This is a genomic window from Shewanella putrefaciens (assembly GCF_016406325.1).
GTDB classification, from domain to species: domain Bacteria; phylum Pseudomonadota; class Gammaproteobacteria; order Enterobacterales; family Shewanellaceae; genus Shewanella; species Shewanella putrefaciens.
Genome location: NZ_CP066370.1, coordinates 3,827,231 through 3,850,011 on the forward strand (window position 1 = coordinate 3,827,231; position 22,781 = coordinate 3,850,011).

19 protein-coding genes are annotated in these 22,781 nt (G+C 45.7%); 12 read left to right on the forward strand and 7 right to left on the reverse strand.

Annotated elements, in window-relative coordinates; genetic code table 11:
* Positions 1-73: 73 nt before the first annotated feature.
* The 5 genes from aceF to ampD all read right to left on the reverse strand — a co-directional run bounded on the left by aceF (position 74) and on the right by ampD (position 7,607).
* Positions 74-2,080: a dihydrolipoyllysine-residue acetyltransferase gene (aceF, locus tag JEZ96_RS17000; protein ID WP_061783198.1), complete on the reverse strand. Its 2,007-nt coding sequence runs from the start codon at positions 2,078-2,080 to the stop codon at positions 74-76.
* 12 nt (positions 2,081-2,092) lie between these two features.
* Positions 2,093-4,759, reverse strand: a complete 2,667-nt coding sequence (aceE, locus tag JEZ96_RS17005; RefSeq protein WP_011787909.1) for a pyruvate dehydrogenase (acetyl-transferring), homodimeric type — start codon at positions 4,757-4,759, stop codon at positions 2,093-2,095.
* Positions 4,760-4,841: 82 nt separating this feature from the next.
* Positions 4,842-5,594, reverse strand: a complete 753-nt coding sequence (gene pdhR / locus JEZ96_RS17010; RefSeq protein ID WP_025008136.1) for a pyruvate dehydrogenase complex transcriptional repressor PdhR — start codon at positions 5,592-5,594, stop codon at positions 4,842-4,844.
* A 509-nt stretch (positions 5,595-6,103) separates the two neighbouring features.
* Entirely contained in the window at positions 6,104-6,955 is an 852-nt protein-coding gene (gene ampE, locus JEZ96_RS17015) for a beta-lactamase regulator AmpE (RefSeq protein ID WP_025008135.1), read from the reverse strand.
* A 112-nt stretch (positions 6,956-7,067) separates the two neighbouring features.
* Positions 7,068-7,607, reverse strand: a complete 540-nt coding sequence (gene ampD, locus JEZ96_RS17020; RefSeq protein ID WP_025008134.1) for a 1,6-anhydro-N-acetylmuramyl-L-alanine amidase AmpD — start codon at positions 7,605-7,607, stop codon at positions 7,068-7,070.
* Between the two features lie 318 nt (positions 7,608-7,925).
* Here ampD and nadC point away from each other — a divergent pair, with 318 nt between their 5' ends.
* The 10 genes from nadC to JEZ96_RS17070 all read left to right on the forward strand — a co-directional run bounded on the left by nadC (position 7,926) and on the right by JEZ96_RS17070 (position 18,288).
* On the forward strand, positions 7,926-8,813 hold the full coding sequence (gene nadC, locus JEZ96_RS17025) for a carboxylating nicotinate-nucleotide diphosphorylase (protein ID WP_011787905.1): 888 nt from the start codon (positions 7,926-7,928) through the stop codon (positions 8,811-8,813).
* Between the two features lie 883 nt (positions 8,814-9,696).
* Positions 9,697-10,170, forward strand: coding sequence for a type IV pilin protein (locus JEZ96_RS17030; RefSeq protein WP_025008133.1), 474 nt, complete (start codon positions 9,697-9,699; stop codon positions 10,168-10,170).
* Positions 10,171-10,244: 74 nt separating this feature from the next.
* Entirely contained in the window at positions 10,245-11,954 is a 1,710-nt protein-coding gene (gene pilB / locus JEZ96_RS17035; protein WP_061783195.1) for a type IV-A pilus assembly ATPase PilB, read from the forward strand.
* A gap of 381 nt (positions 11,955-12,335) precedes the next feature.
* Positions 12,336-13,601, forward strand: a complete 1,266-nt coding sequence (locus tag JEZ96_RS17040; protein ID WP_011787902.1) for a type II secretion system F family protein — start codon at positions 12,336-12,338, stop codon at positions 13,599-13,601.
* Positions 13,602-13,766: 165 nt separating this feature from the next.
* Positions 13,767-14,693, forward strand: a complete 927-nt coding sequence (locus JEZ96_RS17045; protein WP_025008132.1) for a prepilin peptidase — start codon at positions 13,767-13,769, stop codon at positions 14,691-14,693.
* Positions 14,694-15,035: 342 nt separating this feature from the next.
* The gene (gene coaE, locus JEZ96_RS17050; protein WP_128090233.1) at positions 15,036-15,653 is read left to right on the forward strand and encodes a dephospho-CoA kinase; all 618 of its coding nucleotides are present in this window, start codon (positions 15,036-15,038) and stop codon (positions 15,651-15,653) included.
* Positions 15,646-16,380 carry a cell division protein ZapD gene (zapD, locus tag JEZ96_RS17055; RefSeq protein ID WP_011787899.1) on the forward strand — a complete coding sequence of 245 codons (735 nt, stop codon included), beginning with the start codon at positions 15,646-15,648 and terminating at the stop codon, positions 16,378-16,380. Before coaE ends, zapD begins: the two co-directional genes overlap by 8 nt.
* A gap of 157 nt (positions 16,381-16,537) precedes the next feature.
* Entirely contained in the window at positions 16,538-16,747 is a 210-nt protein-coding gene (gene yacG / locus JEZ96_RS17060) for a DNA gyrase inhibitor YacG (protein WP_011920039.1), read from the forward strand.
* A 51-nt stretch (positions 16,748-16,798) separates the two neighbouring features.
* Entirely contained in the window at positions 16,799-17,203 is a 405-nt protein-coding gene (mutT, locus tag JEZ96_RS17065) for an 8-oxo-dGTP diphosphatase MutT (RefSeq protein WP_011787897.1), read from the forward strand.
* Positions 17,204-17,751: 548 nt separating this feature from the next.
* Positions 17,752-18,288, forward strand: a complete 537-nt coding sequence (locus tag JEZ96_RS17070) for a thioredoxin family protein (RefSeq protein ID WP_011787896.1) — start codon at positions 17,752-17,754, stop codon at positions 18,286-18,288.
* Positions 18,289-18,555: 267 nt separating this feature from the next.
* On the opposite strand, the gene JEZ96_RS17075 is transcribed toward JEZ96_RS17070, so the two are convergent.
* Together JEZ96_RS17075 and rhlB are read right to left on the reverse strand one after the other, a co-directional pair.
* A complete protein-coding gene (locus tag JEZ96_RS17075) occupies positions 18,556-19,482 on the reverse strand; it encodes a Ppx/GppA phosphatase family protein (RefSeq protein ID WP_061783194.1) in 927 nt (308 codons plus the stop codon).
* Entirely contained in the window at positions 19,483-20,802 is a 1,320-nt protein-coding gene (gene rhlB, locus JEZ96_RS17080; protein ID WP_011787894.1) for an ATP-dependent RNA helicase RhlB, read from the reverse strand.
* Positions 20,803-20,954: 152 nt separating this feature from the next.
* Here rhlB and trxA point away from each other — a divergent pair, with 152 nt between their 5' ends.
* The gene (trxA, locus tag JEZ96_RS17085) at positions 20,955-21,281 is read left to right on the forward strand and encodes a thioredoxin TrxA (RefSeq protein ID WP_011787893.1); all 327 of its coding nucleotides are present in this window, start codon (positions 20,955-20,957) and stop codon (positions 21,279-21,281) included.
* A 212-nt stretch (positions 21,282-21,493) separates the two neighbouring features.
* On the forward strand, positions 21,494-22,759 hold the full coding sequence (gene rho, locus JEZ96_RS17090; RefSeq protein WP_011787892.1) for a transcription termination factor Rho: 1,266 nt from the start codon (positions 21,494-21,496) through the stop codon (positions 22,757-22,759).
* Positions 22,760-22,781 lie beyond the last annotated feature (22 nt).

Sequence of the window (22,781 nt, forward strand, 5' to 3'; positions counted from 1 at the left end):
GGCGCATTTTAACCTGTGTTTGATACTGATCACAATAAACAAAAGGCTGCTCAAGTTGAGCAGCCTTATATGTTTACAGAATCAAAGTACGAATATCGGACAGAATTCCTGACAGGGTCACGCTAAAGCGTGCAGCCATGGCACCATCGATCACGCGGTGATCGTATGATAGCGACAGTGGCAACATCAATTTAGGCTCGAACTCTTTACCATTCCACTTAGGCTTAATTTCAGATTTAGACACACCTAAAATCGCCACATCTGGGTAGTTAACGATAGGCGTAAACGCCGTACCGCCAATACCACCTAAACTTGAAATGGTGAAACAGCTGCCCTGCATATCAGCAGATTTCAGCTTGCCATCACGGGCACGGATAGAGATATCAGCCAGTTCACGAGATAACTCGATAATGCCTTTCTTATCCACGTCACGCACGACTGGCACAACCAAACCGTTTGGCGTATCCACCGCCACACCGATGTGGAAATACTTTTTCTGGATCAGTGATTCGCCATCAGAGCTTAAGCTCGAGTTGAACACTGGGAACTGTTGCAACGTCTTAGCCACCGCTTTCATCATAAAGACTAAAGGCGTGATCTTATAATCGGCTTTCTTCTTCGCCGCTGCGTCGTTTTGCTGCTTACGGAACTCTTCCATTTCAGTGATATCAGCTTCATCGAACTGAGTCACATGCGGAATAGTCACCCAGTTGCGGTGTAAGTTAGGGCCAGAGATCTTCTGGATACGGCTTAATGGAATTTCTTCCACTTCACCAAACTTACTGAAATCCACTTTAGGTGCTGCAATCACTTGCAGACCGCCGCCATTGCCAGCGCCGACTGACGTTGCCGCAGTTGCTTTCGGACGCGACAGTTCGTATTTCACATACGCCTGTACGTCTTCTTTCATAATGCGACCTTTACGGCCAGAACCAGTGACTTGGGTTAGATCCACACCAAATTCACGGGCTAAACGGCGTACCGCAGGCGATGCATGTACCGCACCAGTCGACACAGGCGCACCTGCACTTGGATGATGCGGCACTGGCGGACGGCTTGCAGGTGCTTGAGCAGCAACTGGCGCCACTTCTTGCACTGCTGGCGCTTGAGCAACTGGCGCAGGCGCAGCGGCTCCAACAGCAGTCGTTTCAACGGTGGCTATCACGCTACCTTGAGAAACCTTATCACCCACTTTAACGGTTAACGACAATAGTTTGCCGGCAAATGGCGCTGGCACTTCCATGGTGGCTTTATCCGTTTCAAGGGTGATTAAACCTTGGTCGGCCGTGATCATATCGCCCACAGATACTAGCACTTCAATCACATCGACATTGCTTGCATCGCCAATATCTGGCACTTGAATTTCTTTTACCGTAACCACACTTGCAGCGGGAGTTGCAGAAGCCGGAGCCACTGGCGCTACCGTAGCGGCAGGAGCCGCCTGAGCGGCAACGGTTGGCGCACTTGCTGTCACAGCTGGAGCTGCGCCACCCACTTCAAGCATGATGACTAAAGAGCCTTCCGACACTTTATCACCAACGGCTACTTTGACTTCTTTTACCACACCAGCAAAAGGTGAAGGTACATCCATGGTCGCTTTGTCAGTTTCTAGGGTAATTAAACCGCTATCAACCTCAATCTTATCGCCGACGGCAACCAGCACTTCGATAACCGATACATCGGTATCGCCACCGATATCTGGCACAGCCACTTCAACGACTTTTGTCTCAACCGCTTGGGTCGCTGATGCCACTGGAGCTGGAGCCGCTTGAACGGGTGCTGCAACTGGCGCGGATGATGGTGCAGCAACTGGCGCTGGCGCAGCAGCTTGAGCGGATGCGCCCTCTGCCTGCATCATAGCAATCAAAGTACCTTCAGAGACTTTATCACCCACAGCCACTTTCAACTCAGCTAACACACCAGCGAAAGGCGCTGGAATATCCATAGTCGCCTTGTCGCTTTCAACGGTAATAATCGATGCATCGGCCGCGAGGGTATCACCCACAGCGGCACAAATTTCGATCACTTGCACTTCATCACCGCCGATATCAGGAACAAAAACTTCTTTTAATTCAGCCATTTTCATTGCCTCTTACGCGTACTGTGGATTGATCTTGTCAGCGTCGATACCATATTCTTTAATGGCGTTTGCTAACACATCGACAGGTAGCTCTTTACGATCAACCAGTGATTTCAGCGCTGCAATCACGATGAACTTAGCGTCCACTTCAAAGTGGTGACGCAGATTCTCGCGGCTGTCTGAGCGACCAAAACCGTCAGTACCTAACACTTTGTAATCGGTTGGCATGTAAGCACGTAACTGCTCGCCATAAATCTTCATATAGTCAGTCGCCGCAATCGCAGGTGCATCACTTGAAATCACTTGGCTGATATAGGCTTGTTTTGGCGTTTGCGTTGGGTGCAGCATGTTCCAGCGCTCAACAGCTTGGCCATCGCGGGTCAACTCGTTGAAGCTGGTCACGCTAAATACGTCGGCTGTAATACCAAAGTCTTTCGCTAATGCTTGTGCCGCTTTACGAGTTTGCTCAAGGATAGTGCCACAACTCATTAACTGAACTTTACCTTTGCCTGATCCTGAAACAGTTTCCAGCTTATAAATCCCTTTAACGATACCTTCTTCGGCACCTTCAGGCATTTCAGGCTGAACATAGTTTTCGTTCATTGTGGTCAAGTAATAGAAGATATCTTCTTGATTTTCACCGTACATACGGCGAATACCATCTTGCACCACAACGGCAATTTCATAACCATAAGTTGGGTCGTAAGAAATACAGTTAGGGACAGTGTTTGCCAATACATGGCTGTGACCATCTTGATGCTGTAAACCTTCACCGTTCAGGGTTGTACGGCCTGAAGTACCGCCCACTAAGAAACCACGAGCGCGCATATCACCCGCAGCCCATGCCATGTCGCCAATACGTTGGAAACCGAACATTGAGTAGTAGATGTAGAACGGGATCATAGGCACGTTGTTGACTGAGTAGCTAGTCGCTGCCGATACCCATGAAGACATAGCGCCGAGTTCGTTAATCCCTTCTTGCAGAACTTGACCGGTTTTATCTTCGCGGTAGTAAGCAACTTGGTCAGAATCCTGCGGAATATATTTTTGGCCTTCGTGAGCATAAATGCCCACTTGACGGAACAAACCTTCCATACCGAAGGTACGCGCTTCGTCAGGAATGATTGGCACAATGTTTTTGCCAATTTTCTTGTCTTTCAGCAGCGCTGTCAGTACACGAACGAATGCCATCGTCGATGAAATTTCACGGCCATTTGAGCCCTGTAAAATCGAATCGAAAATCTTCAGTGATGGGATTTCAAGCTCTTCGGTGAACTTTTGACGACGTTGTGGCACGCTACCATGCAGCGCTTCACGACGGCTCATCATGTACTTCACTTCTTCCGAATCAGGACCTGGGTGATAGAAAGGTAAGTCTTCTAATTGGTCATCTGGAATGGGGATATTGAAACGATCGCGGAAGTAACGGATAGACTCGATACCCATTTTCTTCACGTTGTGAGCGATGTTTTTACCTTCACCCGCATCACCTAAGCCGTAACCTTTTACAGTCTTAGCTAAAATCACCGTTGGGCGACCTTTGGTTTTTTGCGCGTGATCTAAGGCTGCGTACACTTTAACTGGATCATGACCACCACGGTTTAAGCGCCAAATGTCATCGTCTGACATGTTCGCTACCATTTCGGCTGTCTCTGGGTACTTACCGAAGAAGTGCTCGCGAGTATAAGCGCCACCTTTGGCTTTACAGTTTTGATATTCACCGTCTACGGTTTCTTCCATTAACTGTAATAACTTACCGCTAGTGTCACGGGCCAATAATGGATCCCAGTAACGACCCCAAATCACTTTAACCACTTCCCAGCCTGCGCCGCGGAATTCGCCTTCAAGTTCTTGGATGATCTTACCGTTACCGCGTACTGGGCCGTCCAGACGTTGCAGGTTACAGTTAACGATAAAGACTAAGTTATCTAATTCTTCACGGGCCGCTAAACCAATCGCACCTAAGGCTTCTGGCTCATCACACTCGCCGTCACCTAAGAAACAGTAAACGGTTTGTGCTGAACAATCTTTCAGGCCACGGTCAGTCAAATATTTCAGGAAACGCGCCTGATAAATCGCTTGGATAGGACCTAAGCCCATAGAAACTGTTGGGAATTGCCAGTAATCCGGCATCAGTTTTGGATGTGGGTATGAAGACAAGCCCTTGCCATCCACTTCTTGACGGAAGTTAGCCAGTTGATCTTCTGTTAAACGACCTTCTAAGAATGAACGCGCATAAATACCAGGGGCAATATGGCCTTGGAAATACACGAGATCGCCGCCGTCTTTTTCATTCGGTGCGCGGAAGAAGTGGTTAAAACACACGTCATAAATAGTCGCGCTTGAGGCGAAACTGGAGATATGACCGCCTAATTCTAAATCTTTCTTAGAACCGCGCAGCACCATAGCTAAGGCGTTCCAACGGATGATGGCGCGAATGCGACGTTCCATCTCTTGGTTGCCCGGCATATGCGGTTCTTGACCCGCTGGGATAGTGTTTAGATAAGCGGTTGTCGCGTTGTAAGGCAAGTGAGTGCCGTTACGACGGGCTTTATCGATCAACTTTTCTAATAAAAAATGTGCGCGTTCTGGACCTTCTTGTTCCAATACGGCTTGCAGGGCATCAACCCATTCCTGAGTCTCTAACGGATCTACGTCTTGTAGCATATCTTCAGACATGACACTGTCCTTCTCTATATACATGATAATGAATGGTGTTTGCGGCATATTCCGATTTAGCTCAGTGCTAAATCTCAGGAAATTAAGCGCCACTCTTTAAGCGGCGCAAGCTTCGCTGCAACCGGCTGTCTTCTTCCCGCACAGATAACATCACCTCTTCGATGTAACTTAAATGTTCATTCGAGGCTTCTCTGGCGGCGTCGGGATCGCGGCGAACGATAGCAGCGAGCAAAGCCCGTCTATGATCGTTTGCCATGGTAGAAGCTTCTTCGCGGCGGCTTAAAAGCTCCAAATTTTGCGCCACATTTTTATGCAGCACAGGGGTTAAACTGAGTACGAGATGTAACATGGCCACATTATGTGACGCTTCGGCCACAGCACGATAAAAATGTACAATCGCGGCGGCTTTTTGTTCGATAATAGTCGCGGCTTCAACTTCGTGGATCATACGTTTGATATTTTGCATATCGGCGTCAGTACCACGCAACGCGGCAAAATAAGCCATCATGCCTTCAGTCGCATGACGGAACTCCAGTAAGTCATATTGACTTTCTGGATCGGAATTCATCAGTTCAACAATAGGATCGGCAAGAGTCTGCCAGAGTTGTTCTTTGACATAAGTACCGCCACCTTGACGGCGCATTAACAGTCCTTTTGCCTCAAGCTTTTGAATCGCTTCACGCAAAGAAGGTCGAGACACTTCAAACTGGATCGCCAGTTCGCGTTCGGGCGGTAATTTCTGACCGGGCTTTAAACTGCCCTCTAGGATCATTTGCTCTAATTGCGCCATGATCACATCAGAAATTTTTGGCTGATTAATTTTACTATAGGCCATTTGGCACTCAGCTCCGTTGTAAATTGGTCTTACCAATTTTTTTGAGTGAGCGCACTTTATCAAATCAGACTTTTGATGTCCAGATTGAAAATCAACCTAAAATGGTGATCTTGCTCAAAACAGGCGATCTTATTCAAAAGCACTCACGATGTGAGAGCATAGCCTAAAAAAAGAGATATGGGGTCAGACCATTTAACAACAGAGCAGACCCCGCCCTGCTAGGCGCTGCAAACAATGCAGCGGATAGGCTCTAGATTCTAGGTTCTAGAAGGAGCACTTAAGTCGTCATCCTCGCGAACGACTGCATGGTCTATTTTGTTCCATACAAAATATGACATTTCCCCCCTCCATGGTGGGCAGATACAGAAGGTAGAATAACACAGGAGCAGTTATCGATGCGGGGATCCAGCTTTGTGTACTTACGCTCTCTAGGATCTAGAAGGAGCACAGCGACGCCCTAGCAGCGAAGCGTCCTAGATTCTCGATTCTCGCAGCGCAACGTCCTTCTTTTAACTCACCAATCCGAAAATGGTCAATAATGAAACAATTGCAACCATAAGTGTAAAGTTACGTTTACTCAACACTAATAACGCTAGGGTCGATTGTACACAAATAGGTGCATCAGAAACCTCAGGTAAAGGTTGCGCAGCCACTGCCGTTTCAGTAATCACCCTTCTTGCACTGGTATTAAAACGTAGCGCGTTATTACGCCATGCCGTTAATCCCTCACTAAATTGGCCGCTTAATGCATAGCCAAAGGCAAATAGCCGGCTCGGAATCCAATCTAAAACGGCGATAAACTCATCCACTAAAGGTAAATTAAGAGATTTTCGCGCATTTTCTTCAGCATAATACCGTACCGTGCAATAGAGCACTGTGCCGACGGGCCCAAAGAAAATCAAAAACAGTGCTACAGCGCCATAATAACGATAGTTAATCCATGCCACACTCTGGCCAACCTTAGCCCCTAAATCCTTTTCAGATACCGCATCTAGGCATTCGCTACAATCAAGCTCTGCGGCATAAAGATAGCAGGCTTGCACATCCGAACGACAAGCGGCTTGCATATATTTTTTAAAAATTTCACGTTGTTTCAGGTGATTAAAACAAATTGCCGCCACAACAATCCAAAGCGCCAAACTGAGTATTCCCCAAAACATTCCTGCAACTAACCAAGATAAGACATACACCACCAAAGCAGGCAACACTAGAGCAAGTGCTATCATAGGTGTGGTCAAAGACACTTTATCACCAAAAAACGTCATCTGATAAGACTGTAGCAATCGATCAAATTGCCACGATGAGGGAAGAAATTTAAGTCGCTCCACCAAAATGGCGACTAACAATGAAAATAATGCCATCGGTCGTACTCCTTGTATAAAAAACAGGACGGGCTGTGTAAAAAGCAGCGCAGGTTCTAGATTCTAGAAGGAGCGAAGCGACGCCCTAGCAGCGCAGCGTCCTTTTTAGCCCTCAACGCAGCGCCCTTAAATATCTTTCCCAATCAAAACTTTGCCCGGGATCTGTTTTACGTAATGGTGCTATATCACAGTGCCCAACAATCCGCTTAGTATTTAATAATGGATATTCAACCAACAATGCCTGTGTTAACTCAACCAAACGCACATATTGGGCATCAGCGTAAGGCTCAGTATCCGTCCCTTCAAGCTCAATACCAATAGAAAAATCATTACAATTTTCCCTTTCACCATAGCAAGATACGCCAGCGTGCCATGCCCTATCGTGACAACTGACATATTGTACACACTCACCATCACGGCGGATCAAAAAATGTGCTGATACTTGCAAGCCCGCTAACTCAGTAAAACTGTCATCGGCACTGGTATCTAAACACCCTTTAAATAATTGATCAATATAAGGTAAACCAAAACAGCCCGCCGGCAAGCTAATATTGTGGATCACCAATAAACTCACTTCAGCCTCAGGCCGTTGATTAAAATGTGGCGACTCACTGCGCCGAGCGGCGCTATACCACCCAAACTCAAAGCTCATTTTTACTCCTTAAAAGCAGGACGGGCTTCGCCCTGCGAGGACGCTGCAAAGAACGCAGCGGATAGATTCTAGAAGGAGCAAAGCGACGCTCTAGCAGGACGAAGTCCGCCCTAGCAGCGCAGCGTCCTAGCCCCTAAGCCGTCATCCTCGCGAATGCGGGGATCCAGCTTTATGTACTTACGCTCTAGCAGCGTAGCGTCCTTCTTAGCTTTCAGCGCAGCATCCTAGCACCTAGCGGCGCTGCCATGATAATCTTAACGCCATATGCAAGTAGGCAATCTCAGTTATACAAGAATGCAAAATGCAAGGAATCAGATTATGTTAGAAAACGATATTCGCCACGCCGTTAAAACCGCCCTTAATGAAGACTTAGGCGGAACCGATATCAACGAGCACACAAAAGCCATTGCCTATGGTGATATCACCGCCCTACTTATCCCCGCCGATAAATATGCCGAGGCAACCTTAATTACCCGTGAAGAAGGCGTATTTTGCGGTAAAGCATGGGCAGAGCAAGTGTTTAATCAATTAGGCGGCGAAGTCGCCCTCCACTGGCATGTTGACGATGGCGATTTAATACTGCCAAATCAAGTGTTATGCGAACTATCAGGCCCTGCCCGTAGCATACTCACGGGCGAGCGCACTGCCATGAACTTTATACAAACCTTATCTGGCGTTGCCACATTAACTAAACACTATGTCGATAAATTGGCAGGCACTCACACTCGCTTACTCGATACCCGCAAAACTATTCCCGGCCTGCGTACCGCTCAAAAATATGCCGTCACCTGCGGCGGTGGCAAAAACCACCGTATTGGCTTATTTGATGCATTCTTAATTAAAGAAAACCATATCATGGCCTGTGGCGGCATACGTCAAGCCGTTGATGCAGCCCGCAATTTACATCCAAACAAACCCGTCGAGGTTGAAGTGGAATCATTAAGCGAACTGGCGCTCGCACTCGACTCTGGCACAGATATTATCATGTTAGATAATTTCGATATCACTATGATGGTCGAAGCTGTTGAACTTAATAATCAATATCGCGCTAACGGCAAAGCCAAGGGCGCAAAACTCGAAGTCTCTGGCAATGTGACTTTAGATACCCTAGCCGAATTTGCCAAAACCGGAGTGGACTATATTTCAGTAGGCGCACTCACAAAACATGTACGCGCATTAGATCTGTCGATGCGACTGAAAGGCTAAAAGCAAAGAAGGACGCTTCGCTGTTAGAAGCTAGGCGTTCCTTCTCGTCATTCCCTCTCCTTCCCGTCATTCCCGCGAAGGCGGGAATCCACAGTAATATCTTTAGCCTGCTTAGTTTTGAAAACCTTAAAAAATCAAAGCTGGATCCCCGCATTCGCGAGGATGACACAGATACAAGCTCTCCGTATCCGCGAGGATGACATCTATACTAGATCCCCACGTTCACAAGGATGATGGCTTAAAAACATAAGAAGAGTGCTCTGCTTTTATAACGACGTTTGGCGACTATATATTGACACCCACCACACCGACGCCATTTGAACCTATTTTGTCAATTTTTTGTTAGAACTTATCTCATCACACTGTCAAGTCCTTAGACAAATTAATCATTTAATTAATACTTTATACTTAAAGTTGTTTCTATTTATTTAACTTTGTACTAACTTTTACTGAGGTGAGATGGCCAAAAGTCAACCAGCCTAAGGTGAGGTGGTAAAAGGAGGAATCTGCGTTTTTTATTAGATCCCTGATTTGAACAAATCTCCCGCGCGAAAGTGAAGCAAAAACGGATAACGGTAGGATAAAACAGTAAGCAACAGGGTAAAACCGTAAACAACAAGATGATATGGCAGCCAATGATGATGCAGCTAGTTATGTTGCAAGTAGTAATGTTGCAGGTAAAGGGCGAATTCGATAATACCAAGGTGAGTCGATAACCTATAAATCGCAAAACCTAAATATTACCAACCCCTTATAAGTCGCAGCACGCCATAGCATCAGCCATAAGCAACTTAATGGTATTTAGTTATATTTCCGTTATGTTTGCATTGTGGCAAAAAACAAATTAACTCTTTAATTATCAATGTATAAGCTGGAGATAAATATGAAAGGTCTAACGTTAAAAACAGGGTTAAATCATAAGGCTAAAGGTTTTACCCTAATCGAATTAATGATTGTTGTTGCCATTATTGGTATTTTGGCGGCAATCGCACTACCTGCGTATCGCGATTATGTAGGTGCAGCGCATGGTGGCGCAGCGATGAAAGGTGTAAGTGCGATTACATCCAAGGCTGTAGCATGCGTGCAGTCCGGCATTGGTTGTCCTTCACTGGTGACTGATGCAGGAACTTATACTGAAGTAACCATTAGTCCAACAACTGCTGGTGGCACAGCCGGCTGGGGTGAAGGTGTTGGCGGTACGGTTGCTTTTAATGAAGGAGCTTGTACAGTTACAGCAACCATATCTAATGCTGGCGTTGTAACTTATAAAGCGACACAAACAGCAGGTGCAACTGGTGCAACACTTGATCAATGTGTGGACGGAGCAAATATCCCCACATCAATGATTACACCTTAAATACTGACCAATGATTAGGGGCAATTCATCGCCCCTAATCATCTGCAATAATTACATAGACAAAAGTAACATAGATGCCAACTACAGGCCTTCATCTAGGTTTATCTACCCTATTTATCCGTAAAGGTCTGCTAAATGAAGAGCAGATGGCAGGGGCTATTGCAAAATCCCGCCAAAATAAACAAGGATTAGTGGCCACTTTAGTACAAGGTAAGTTAGTCTCATCCCGCACTATTGCCGAGCTTTGCTATGAAGAATATGGCACACCGCTACTGGATTTAGCGGAATTTGATATACGAGCCATTCCCGAAGATTTTTTAAATAAAAAACTGATTGAAAAACACCGCTGTTTACCGCTATTTAAGCGCGGAAATCGCCTCTATATCGCCACCTCCGATCCCACCAATATTGCCGCCCTTGAAGATTTTCAATTTAGCGCAGGCCTGCATGCCGAAGCGATTTTGGTTGAAGAAGATAAACTCGCTAAAGCCCTTGAAAAAATCCTTGAAGAAGATATTACCAGCCTCGATTTAGGCGGCATGGATGAAGCGGCGCTGGCGGGGATAGAAATTACCGATACCGATAGACGCAATGAAGAACCAACAGGTGACAGCAGTGACGATGCGCCCATTGTTATTTATATCAATAAAATTTTAACCGATGCGATTCGTAAGGGTGCCTCCGACTTACACTTTGAACCCTACGAAAAACGCTATCGCATTCGTTTTCGGATTGACGGTATTTTGCATGAGGTATCAGAGCCGCCTATTAGCCTTGCGGGCCGTTTATCCGCCCGTTTAAAGGTGATGTCAAAACTGGATATTGCCGAGCGGCGCGTACCACAGGATGGCCGAATTAAAATGAAGCTCTCCCGCACTAAGTCTATCGATTTTCGGGTTAGCACCTTGCCTACCCTGTGGGGCGAAAAAATTGTCATGCGGATCTTGGACTCCTCCTCCGCACAACTAGGTATCGAAAAACTCGGCTACGAGCCCGATCAAGAAAAGTTATACCTTGAAATGCTCGCTAAACCCCAAGGGATGATTTTAGTCACAGGACCAACGGGCTCGGGTAAAACCGTTTCCCTCTACACGGGGTTAAATATCCTCAATACCGCCGAGCGCAATATTTCGACCGCTGAAGATCCGGTAGAAATTAACCTTGAGGGGGTCAACCAAGTTCATATTAACCTAAAAGCCGGGCTGACATTTGCCTCAGCGCTACGCTCTTTTTTGCGCCAAGACCCCGACGTGGTGATGGTGGGTGAGATACGCGATCTTGAAACCGCCGAAATTGCTATTAAAGCCGCACAAACGGGACATTTAGTGTTATCGACCCTACACACTAACTCGGCCGCCGAAACCTTAACCCGTTTAATCAATATGGGCGTACCTGGATACAATATCGCCAGCTCGGTTAACCTTATTATTGCCCAGCGCCTTGCCCGCAGACTTTGCCCAGAATGCAAACAAGCAGAGGTGATCCCCGAGCATGAACTCTTACGTTTAGGTTTTTCTCCTGCACAAATTACCCAAGGGTTTACTACCTTTAAACCAGTGGGGTGTGAACATTGCTCTGGTGGTTATAAGGGGCGAGTGGGGATTTATGAGGTGATGAAAATGTCCGATGAAATTGCCCGTACCATTATGGAAGGCGGCAACTCGTTGCAAATTGCTTCCCAAGCGAAAGCACAAGGTATGCGCGATTTACGTCAATCGGGTTTGTTAAAAGTATTACAGGGCGTCACCAGTATTGCCGAAGTTAATCGGGTGACGAGTTTTTAACAGCGCGGCCTCTAAAAACAGGACGGGCTTCGCCCTACAAGCGCTCGGGTTCTAAGCTGTCATCCTCGCAAATGCGGGGATCCAGCTTTTAGTTTTTAAGGTTTTTCAAAACTAAGCAGGTTAAAGACATTACTATGGATTCCCGCCTTCGCGGGAATGACGGCAGTCGAAAGCGGTTTTTTATATAAACTAGGGTTTATTTCGCCATTTATACTCATTAGAACCTAAACTTAGAGCCTAAACTTAGAACCTAGGTTCTAGCAGCGAAGCGTCCTAGATTCTAGCAGGAGCGCAGCGACGCCCTAGCATCCTAACAGGGCGAAGTCCGCCCTAACAGCGCAGCGTTCTTATTAGCTTTATTCAACCTAACAGGGATTATTTATGGCTACGGCAACGACAGTAAAAAAGCCTCGCCCAAAGAAGATTGAGCCCAAAAGCCAACCAAAGATTTTTACCTTTGAATGGAAAGGCACTAACCGCGATGGCAAAAAAACGGGTGGTGAGTTAAAGGGTGCAACGGTTGCAGAGGTAAAAAGCCAGCTCAAATCCCAAGGAGTAAATCCTAAAGTCGTACGAAAAAAAGCATCTCCTTTCTTTGCCCGTAATCCTGATATCAAGCCCATGGATATCGCGATGGCAACTCGCCAGATAGCGACTATGCTGGCCGCCGGCGTTCCGCTTGTGACCACAATAGAAATATTGGGGCGTGGCCATGAAAAACTCAAAATGCGCGATCTGTTAGGGACAATTCTGTCAGAGATTCAATCGGGTATTCCGTTATCAGATGCCCTGCGCCCCCATAGGCGTTATTTTGATGATCTCTATGTAGACTTAGTGGCAGCAGGTGAACACTCAGGTTCGCTCGATGCGGTATTTGATCGTATTGCAACCTATAGAGAAAAAGCCGAGCAGCTAAAATCTAAAATCAAAAAAGCCATGTTTTATCCCGCCGCCGTTGTGGTCGTCGCTATTTTAGTGACCACATTGTTATTACTCTTTGTCGTACCTCAGTTCGAAGATATTTTTAAAGGATTTGGCGCTGAACTCCCCGCCTTTACACAGATGATCATTGGTATCTCGCGCTGGTTGCAAAGCTCTTGGTATCTCTTTTTCATAGCGATTACAGTGGGGATTTGGTTATTTGTCCGTGCCCATCGCAATTCACAAATGGTTCGTGACCGTGTTGATGAATTTGTACTTAAGATCCCTGTTATCGGCGAAATTCTGCATAAGGCAGCCATGGCGCGCTTTTCTCGTACCTTAGCCACCACCTTTGCGGCAGGTGTGCCGTTGATTGATGGGATGGAATCCGCAGCGGGAGCATCGGGTAATGCCGTATATCGCAAAGCACTGTTAAAAGTACGCCAAGAGGTGATGGCTGGTATGCAAATGAACGTCGCGATGCGTACTACGGGTTTGTTCCCCGATATGCTGATCCAAATGGTGATGATTGGTGAAGAGTCTGGATCGCTAGATAATATGCTAAATAAGGTGGCTAATATTTATGAAATGCAAGTCGATGACGCTGTGGATGGTTTATCGAGTCTAATTGAACCCATTATGATGGTGGTGATTGGCACCCTTGTGGGTGGTTTAATTGTGGGAATGTATCTCCCTATCTTCCAAATGGGAAATGTCGTAGGCTAAGGCTTTGCGATTTTAGAATGCCACTGCGTGTACGCGGCTCACCGTTGACGGAACGGGCTTCGCTCTTACAGTAAGCGCAGCGTTCCGTTATCCGTGAACTCAGTGTTCCGTAAGCATAGTGTTTTACTTTTTTCGTATTTTTTGTAACTTCTCATAAGTAAGAGTATGACTGAATTTATCACTTTATTAGGCCAATCTTTTGAACAGAGTCCTTGGCTCTTCGTCACCTTAAGCTTTATTTTTGCCGCGACTATTGGCAGTTTTCTGAATGTGGTCATCCACCGACTCCCTATCATGATGAAGCGTGAATGGCAGCAGGAATGTAATCAATATTTACAGGAATACCATGCGGATATCGTTAACCAAGTCGGTATCGATAGGCTTAATAAACCCATAGATAGCTATCCCGAAAAGTACAATATTGTGGTGCCAGGCTCAGCTTGCCCTCAGTGTAAAACCGCCATCAAACCTTGGCATAATTTGCCAGTTCTCGGTTGGTTAATCCTTAGGGGGAAATGCGCCGCCTGTCATGCACCTATCTCGACCCGTTATCCGATTATTGAATTAATCACAGGTTTACTGATCGCAGCTCTAGCTTGGCATTTTGGCCCCAGTTGGCAATTTGTTTTTGCCTCTTTACTCACCTTTGTATTGATTGCGCTGACTGGTATAGATCTGGATGAAATGTTATTACCGGATCAGTTAACACTGCCCCTACTGTGGCTTGGGCTATTACTCAATTTACACCATACCTTTGCTAGCCCAACGGATGCCATTATCGGTGCAGCCGCAGGCTATTTAAGCCTATGGTCAATTTTCTGGGTGTTTAAGTTACTCACAGGTAAAGAAGGTATGGGCTATGGCGACTTTAAACTGTTGGCCGTTTTTGGTGCTTGGCTTGGCTGGCAAATGTTGCCACTGGTGATTTTACTCTCCTCATTAGTGGGTGCTGTTGTGGGCATTGGCATGATTATCAGCAAACGTAATCAGATGGATAACCCTATTCCCTTTGGCCCTTATATTGCCGCCGCAGGCTGGATTGCACTGGTTTGGGGAAACACTATCATCGACTGGTATTTAGGGACACTATAACTGCTAGAAAAGCCGGACAGGCCACACCCTACGAGAAAATAGAGCGGGCTTCGCCCTGCTAGAACACTGCAAACAGCACAGCTGCTAGAATCTAGACCCTAGATTCTATACGTCCTTAGTTCTTAAGCTGTCATCCTCGCGGATGCGGGGATCCAGTTTTGAGTATTTGAGGTCTTTTAAAACTAAGTAAGCTAAAGATGTTACCGTGGATTCCCGCCTTCGCGGGAATGACAACCATGGGGGTGCAGCGGCTAGACTCTAGCAGGACGAAGTCCGCCCTAGCAGCACAGCGTCCTAGCTTCTAGCAGCACAGCGTCCTTCTTAGCTTATCAAGAGAATTTTATGTCTAAATTTGTTGTTGGTCTTACAGGTGGGATTGGCAGTGGTAAAACAACTGTCGCCAATTTATTTGCCGCAGAAGGCATTACATTAGTGGATGCCGATATTGTTGCCAGAGAGGTTGTCGCTAAAGATTCAAAGGGGCTTAAGGCAATCGTTGAACATTTTGGTACTGAAATGCTAACCCCTGAAGGCGAACTCGACCGCGCAAAACTGCGCGAACGTATTTTTAACCAAAGTGCAGAGCGGGAATGGCTAAACCAATTATTACACCCGATGATCCGCCAAGAAATGCTCGAACAAGTAAAAAATGCCACTTCGCCCTATGTAATTATGGTTGTGCCCTTGCTATTTGAGAACGGGTTAGATAGGTTAGTCAATCGGACTTTAGTGGTGGATATTTCACCAGAATTGCAAATCAGCCGCACCGCAATACGGGATCAAGTTGATGCAACTCAAGTGAATAACATCATTAATAGCCAATGTAGTCGGAGTGAAAAACTCGCCAGAGCCGACGACATTATTGATAATCAGGGAGAGATATCAGCCTTAAAACGAGAGGTGCTAGCATTGCACCAACGCTATTTACAATTATCCGGTATTGATAACGCCCATGACTGACTTAGTTTACGAACAGCCATTAAACGAGAAAATTCGCAGCTATTTACGGCTCGAATATCTCGATAAACAGCTGCGAACTAATCTCAATCATGACCACCAACATAGATGCTTCTATCCGCTGTTTTCGCTATGTGAATTATCCGAACGCTGTGATTACCGCAATGAAGTCTTAAAGGATATTGAGCGTCATCTGTTACAACTCAATAAATGGCAAGAACTCGAACAAGCAGACCACCAGCAGATCAACTTTTATATCAATGCCCTTACCCAAGCCCGTGAGTTACTTCAAAAACCAGAGCGGTTCGGCAGTCAACTCAAGCAAGATCGATTTTTATCCGCTCTACGACAACGATTTGGTATGCCTGGTGCGTGTTGTAGTTTTGACCTACCCCAGCTACATTTTTGGTTAGCCAAACCTTGGGAAGAAAGACAACAGGATTACCTTGCTTGGATAGCACATTTTGACCCACTGCTCACCCCCATTACCCAACTACTTCAACTCACCCGCAGCACGTCCATTTTTAATAATGCCATTGCCCATGCCGGTTTTTATCAAGGCGATAGCAACCAAGCTTTATCCTTAGTTCGTGTTAAACTTGATGCTTCACAGGGGTGTTACCCCACTATTAGCGGACATAAAAATCGCTACGCCATTCACTTTGTCCAGTTTGATCAACAACGTCACTCCGATAAACCCATCGATTTCTTACTAGCGACCTGTGTCTGAAGCCTTTAAACTATCAGCACTGTGAGATGTTAGACCAATCGTATTAAATAGCCGCATTCGTTATCGCCTCACGTTGAGTTTCCATAACGTGATAGGTCGTTTTTTATAGGCTACCCATACCACATACATCAGGCTTATACATACAGAGACGCACATTATGCCATTAACCGTTAAATGCCCCATTTGTAAAACCCCCGTTGAATGGGCGCCACAATCTGAATTCAAGCCCTTTTGCAGCGAGCGTTGTAAGCTGATCGATCTTGGCGACTGGGCATCTGAAAAACATGCCATTCCTGTAAAATCAGAGTTCGATCTTGATGCCTTAGACGAGTTCGACTTAGATGAAGACGCGTTCTTTAAGGAATAAACACAACAGGATGCCACAGGCAATCACACACACTCATTAGTAGAAAATATTATGACAAAGCGTATTCATGTTGCCGTAGGTATTATTGTTAACAAAGCACAGCAAGTTTTACTCGCAAAACGGCCAGATCATTTACACCAAGGAGGTAAGTGGGAGTTCCCTGGAGGAAAAGTTGAGACGGGTGAAAGCGTTACCCAAGCGTTAATGCGTGAACTAAAAGAAGAAGTCGCTATAGAGGTCATCTCCAGCGAGCCTTTTATGGCGCTTAGCTACGATTACCCGGACAAACAAGTCCTGCTCGATATCCATACTGTTATCCATTTTACGGGGGAAGCCCAAGGCCTAGAGGGCCAGCAAATTGCTTGGGTAGAAAAACACGATTTGATCAATTATGACTTCCCCGATGCGAATAAGCCTATATTGGAAAAATTGTTAGAAAATGCCTTGCCCTGCTAGGACAAAGCTAAGAGTACAGCACCTAGATTCTCCTCACTGAGTGGAGAATCTAGCAAGCAGTGTATGCCACTTCTCCACTAAGCCATCATCCTCACCTAAACTGTCAACCTCGCACTTAAACTATCATCCTCATACTTAAAAACTGTCAACCTCGCACTAAAAAAACTGTCATCCCCGCGCAGGCGGGGATCCAGCTTTTAGTTCTCTAGTATTTTAAAACGAAAAGAAATGACTATGGATTCCCGCCTTCGCGGGAATGACAAGCATGAACACCTAGCAGAAGCGTACGACTGCCGAGTCTATTTTGTTCCATACACAATATGACCTTTTCATAGGCTATGCTGATCAGATGCAGGGGTGAATAGCGCAGGAGCAGTTATCAAGCGATGTTCTCACAGCGAAGCTGTCCTAGCAGCCTAGTGATCTTCTTTACATTAGCGATACGTGATCTGGCTTGCAGCAAATTAACAATTGCCTTTTAGAAAATCGAGATTGATGCTTGAATGCTGAGTCACCATTTCTTTTTTCTTCGATTTCGAGGGCATATCATGCACAATAATGTTAAAGCATTACTCGCCACTACAGCCTTATTTTTTAGCTGTCAGGTATTAGCCAATAGTGGCTGTGGATTTGAAGAACAACAACAGGGCTTAATTGCAACCTGCAGTGAGGAGAAACAAGAAGTGATTTTAACTGGTATTGTTGAAGCGCAACATTTAGTGAATGATCTCAATGAGTTTACTGAGGGCTATAAAAGCTATCAAGTTGATACAGCGGCAATCGCCCCACTCAAAAACATCAAAGAACCGACAGAAATCATCGTGATCATCGGTACTTGGTGCCCAGATTGTCACCGTGAAACACCACGTTTTATTCGCATAATGGAAGAAGTCGCGAACCCCAATATTAAAGTGACCTATATTGGCGTGGATCGCACTAAGAAAGATCCCGAAGGTTTAGCCGCTAAATACGAATTTACTCGTATTCCAACATTTATTATTCAGCAACAAGGCAAGGAAATTGGCCGCATTATTGAGCGCCCAACAACTTCGCTTGAAAAAGATTTGGCAGAAATATTGAAATAGCACTTTGAGATAGCTCTTTGAAATAACTCTTTGAGATAGATTTTAGAACTAGATCCTAGAAAAAGTAGACTGGGTTTAGCCCCGCGAGGACACGGCAAAAAGTGCAGGTTCTAGGTTCTAGGTTCTAGGTTCTAGTAGGATAATAGCAACATCCTCGCACTTGAACAGTCATCCTCGCGAACGACTGCATGGATGCAGAAGGTAGAATAACGCAGGAGCAGTTATCGATGCGAGGCTCTAGCAGCGAAGCGTTCTAGGCCCTGAGTACTAAATTGCTTCTTCAAGGACCCGCTGCGCTAACATTATTAATACACCCTCACGTAATGCGCCACCCGATAGGCTTAGATGCTCAATACCCAATAGCTCAAATAGTGCTAATAGGATCGCAACACCCGCGGCAAAGGTCGGAGCACGTTCGCTACTTAAACCATGGATCCCCAAAAGCTGCCTATCCTCTTGAACGAGAATTTCAGCCTTTAGCTGATTAAGCACTTCAAGGGTGATGGTTTCAGATTGCTCTCGATGTAATAGTACTTCAACCACAGATTGCACCGCGCCAGAGGCTCCCACTACACAATGCCAACCTAAGTCACGCAGTGTCTTCCTATGCTCAGCCAGAGTGACTAAAACCTGCTGTTTCGCATCATCAAAATCTAACTGTTGAAAAGGCATATTACTGAAAAATTGGCGATTATAAGTCACGCTTCCCATAGGCAAGCTGGTTTTAAACAACACTTGATGACCATCACCAATAATAAACTCAGTACTGGCACCGCCAATATCGATCACTAAACGCCGCCCTTGCCCACAGGTGGTAGCCACCATACCTTGGTAGATAAGCTCGGCTTCGCGCATCCCAGAGATAATCTCAATGGAATGCCCAAGTAGAGGCAATGCACGCTCATTAAACTCATCGGCATTACTGATACTACGAAGAGTGGCGGTGGCGATGACTGCGACATGATCTTGATGAATTTTATGCTGTGTCAGCATCTGCGCAAACATGGCAAGACAATCGAGACCACGTTGCATAACCTCTGGATTTAACTTGCCATCCTCACCAATACCTTCAGCTAATCTTACCTTACGCTTATATTTTGCAATAATATGTGGCTGACCGCCTTTTGTCTTGGCGATCAGCATATTAAAGCTATTAGAGCCTAACGTAATTGCGGCATAAGCGGGTGTTGGCATTTACGAGTGTCTACGTGTCCTGTCATGGCGAGGTGGACGTCCACCACTACGATGGGCGCCCTGTGGACGACCAGCTCCTGCACGCTCGCGTAGGTTACGCGTACCCGCAGGATGTTTACGCGGGATCTTAACTGGCGCAGGAATATCCTCTAACAATGCCGAGCTATCATAATTACTCACAGGGATGGAGTGATTGATATAACTTTCGATTGCCGGCAAGTTCAGCGCATATTCTTCACAGGCAAAGCTGATGGAAACCCCTTTATTACCCGCGCGTCCTGTTCGACCAATTCGGTGTACATAGTCTTCACAATCGTCAGGTAAGTCATAGTTGTAAACATGGGATACATCAGAAATATGTAAGCCACGCGCAGCAACGTCTGTCGCGACTAGGATATCCAATTGGCCACTAGTAAATTGCTCCAGAATGCGAATACGCTTTTTCTGAGGAACATCACCTGTTAACAATCCAACGCGATGACCATCTCCTTCGAGCCAAGACCATAAATTTTCGCAGCTATGCTTAGTGTTTGAAAATACAATGGCTTTTTCAGGCCAATCTTCTTCAATTAAGGTCAGCAACAAGCGCATTTTATCTTCTTGGGAAGGATAAAAAACTTCTTCTTTAATGTTCTTAGAGGTTTTTTCGTCGGGCGCAATATCCACTTTGACCGGATCATTCATATGATCATAGGCCAGTTCTTGCACCTTCATCGAGAGGGTTGCCGAGAACAGCATATTGAGCCGTTGATTGGCATCAGGCATACGCCTAAATAGGAAACGGATATCCTTGATAAAGCCCAAATCGAACATGCGATCCGCTTCATCTAATACGACAGCTTGAATAGCCGTTAAGCTGATAATGCCCTGACGCACATAATCGATGATGCGCCCAGTAGTACCAATCAAGATATCAACACCTTGATCTAATACTTTGCGTTGTACATCATAGCTTTCACCACCGTAAACAATTCCCACTTTTAAGCGGGTATGTTTAGCCAATAAAATCGCATCTTTAGCAATTTGAATAGCCAATTCACGGGTGGGTGCCATGATAATGGCACGGGGTTGATTTATCTGACGGCCTTCTGGTATTGGCGTCGATAATAAATGATTAAATGTAGCAACCAAAAAAGCCATCGTCTTGCCAGTGCCCGTTTGAGCCTGACCAGCGATATCTTTTGATTGAAGTAATACGGGTAATGATAACGCCTGAATCGGCGTACAAAATTCAAAACCGTTCTCTGCAAGAGCCTGTTTTACCTCTGGATGTAGAGGAAGGTCGGCAAATTTTTGGGTAGATAAATGTGTTTCGCTCATAGCGCAAGCATACCATTTGGGGTTGCAATAAGATACTCGATCGTTTGAAATAGCCACATTGTAAAAAGGTAACTTGAAAAGCTATTTTTCACCCCCAATATACATGGTAAGCCATTAACAAACCAGCAATGGCAACCAAACTGGAGAACATCATGAGCGATAAAATTATATACCTGAGTGACGACGGCTTCGAAAACGACGTATTAAAGTCTGATTTACCGGTGTTGGTAGACTTCTGGGCTGAGTGGTGTGGTCCTTGTAAAATGATCGCTCCAATCCTCGATGACGTTGCTGAAGAGTACGCAGGCCGTGTCACTATCGCTAAATTAAACGTTGACCAAAACAATGTTTCTCCGGCGAAATATGGCGTTCGTGGCATTCCAACATTATTATTATTCAAAAATGGTGAATTAGCGGCCACTAAAGTTGGTGCACTTTCAAAAACGCAATTAAAAGAGTTTATCGACGCACAAATCTAATTTGCAGTCGTCTTGAGTGACCTCCGGCACAAGCTATAAATTAATTGTGCCGGAATTTCCCTAAATTTCTGGACGCCCCGCTTTGTTAGTGCTACTTTAATAACCAGATTCTTTCTAACTAAACCACTTCTCGCTCGTCAATCACTATCCTGAATCACAAACTTTACTGATTGATCGCGGTAAGCTTTGTCGCGTAACACAAGACCCCCAAAATGAACTTAACTGAATTAAAAGACACGCCGATTTCTGACCTAGTCTCGCTAGCCGAAAATATGAAACTCGAAAATATGGCCCGCGCTCGCAAGCAGGACATTATTTTCTCAATCCTTAAAGCCCACGCCAAAAGTGGAGAAGACATTTTCGGCGGTGGGGTATTAGAAATACTCCAAGACGGTTTCGGCTTCTTACGCAGCTCAGACGGATCTTATTTGGCTGGTCCAGACGATATTTACGTCTCACCAAGTCAAATTCGCCGCTTCAATATGCGAACGGGTGACACCATTTTTGGTAAGATTCGTCCACCAAAAGAAGGTGAACGATATTTCGCTCTACTGAAAGTCAATGAAGTTAACTTCGATAAACCAGAAAACTCTCGCAATAAAATCCTATTTGAAAACTTAACCCCACTCCACGCCGAAGAACGTATGCGTATGGAGCGTGGAAATGGCTCAACTGAAGATATCACTGCGCGTATTCTGGATTTATGCTCACCGATTGGTAAAGGTCAACGTGGTTTGATCGTTGCACCACCAAAAGCCGGTAAAACGCTATTACTTCAAGGTATTGCTCAAAGCATCAGCTACAACAACCCAGAAGTGGTGTTGATGGTATTACTGATCGACGAACGCCCAGAAGAAGTAACAGAGATGCAGCGCCTCGTTAAGGGCGAAGTTATCGCATCAACCTTCGATGAGCCAGCCAGCCGCCACGTTCAAGTTGCCGAAATGGTGATTGAAAAAGCAAAACGCTTGGTTGAGCACAAGAAAGACGTCGTTATCTTACTCGACTCAATCACCCGTTTAGCCCGTGCTTATAACACTGTTATCCCGTCATCGGGCAAAGTGTTAACTGGTGGTGTGGATGCTAACGCCCTACACCGTCCAAAACGCTTCTTCGGGGCGGCACGTAACATCGAACACGGCGGCAGCTTGACCATTATCGCCACAGCCTTGGTAGATACGGGTTCTAAGATGGACGAAGTGATCTACGAAGAATTTAAAGGTACAGGTAACCAAGAGCTACATTTGTCACGTAAAGCGGCAGAAAAGCGCGTGTTCCCAGCCATTGACTTCAACCGCAGCGGTACGCGTCGTGAAGAAAAACTCACGACTCAAGAAGAGCTGCAAAAAATGTGGATCCTGCGTAAAATCCTCAATCCTATGGATGAGGTTAGCGCAATGGAATTCTTAATCGATAAATTGGCGATGACCAAGACTAACGAAGAGTTCTTTACCGCCATGAAACGCACTAAGTCTTAAATCTCAGTGAGTCTCTAAGCTA

Coding starts and splice junctions, on each gene's coding strand:
- aceF (WP_061783198.1), bottom strand. CDS start 2,080: ATGGCTGAATTAAAAGAAGTTTTTGTTCCTGATATCGGCGGTGATGAA.
- aceE (WP_011787909.1), bottom strand. CDS start 4,759: ATGTCTGAAGATATGCTACAAGACGTAGATCCGTTAGAGACTCAGGAA.
- pdhR (WP_025008136.1), bottom strand. CDS start 5,594: ATGGCCTATAGTAAAATTAATCAGCCAAAAATTTCTGATGTGATCATG.
- ampE (WP_025008135.1), bottom strand. CDS start 6,955: ATGGCATTATTTTCATTGTTAGTCGCCATTTTGGTGGAGCGACTTAAA.
- ampD (WP_025008134.1), bottom strand. CDS start 7,607: ATGAGCTTTGAGTTTGGGTGGTATAGCGCCGCTCGGCGCAGTGAGTCG.
- nadC (WP_011787905.1), top strand. CDS start 7,926: ATGTTAGAAAACGATATTCGCCACGCCGTTAAAACCGCCCTTAATGAA.
- JEZ96_RS17030 (WP_025008133.1), top strand. CDS start 9,697: ATGAAAGGTCTAACGTTAAAAACAGGGTTAAATCATAAGGCTAAAGGT.
- pilB (WP_061783195.1), top strand. CDS start 10,245: ATGCCAACTACAGGCCTTCATCTAGGTTTATCTACCCTATTTATCCGT.
- JEZ96_RS17040 (WP_011787902.1), top strand. CDS start 12,336: ATGGCTACGGCAACGACAGTAAAAAAGCCTCGCCCAAAGAAGATTGAG.
- JEZ96_RS17045 (WP_025008132.1), top strand. CDS start 13,767: ATGACTGAATTTATCACTTTATTAGGCCAATCTTTTGAACAGAGTCCT.
- coaE (WP_128090233.1), top strand. CDS start 15,036: ATGTCTAAATTTGTTGTTGGTCTTACAGGTGGGATTGGCAGTGGTAAA.
- zapD (WP_011787899.1), top strand. CDS start 15,646: ATGACTGACTTAGTTTACGAACAGCCATTAAACGAGAAAATTCGCAGC.
- yacG (WP_011920039.1), top strand. CDS start 16,538: ATGCCATTAACCGTTAAATGCCCCATTTGTAAAACCCCCGTTGAATGG.
- mutT (WP_011787897.1), top strand. CDS start 16,799: ATGACAAAGCGTATTCATGTTGCCGTAGGTATTATTGTTAACAAAGCA.
- JEZ96_RS17070 (WP_011787896.1), top strand. CDS start 17,752: ATGCACAATAATGTTAAAGCATTACTCGCCACTACAGCCTTATTTTTT.
- JEZ96_RS17075 (WP_061783194.1), bottom strand. CDS start 19,482: ATGCCAACACCCGCTTATGCCGCAATTACGTTAGGCTCTAATAGCTTT.
- rhlB (WP_011787894.1), bottom strand. CDS start 20,802: ATGAGCGAAACACATTTATCTACCCAAAAATTTGCCGACCTTCCTCTA.
- trxA (WP_011787893.1), top strand. CDS start 20,955: ATGAGCGATAAAATTATATACCTGAGTGACGACGGCTTCGAAAACGAC.
- rho (WP_011787892.1), top strand. CDS start 21,494: ATGAACTTAACTGAATTAAAAGACACGCCGATTTCTGACCTAGTCTCG.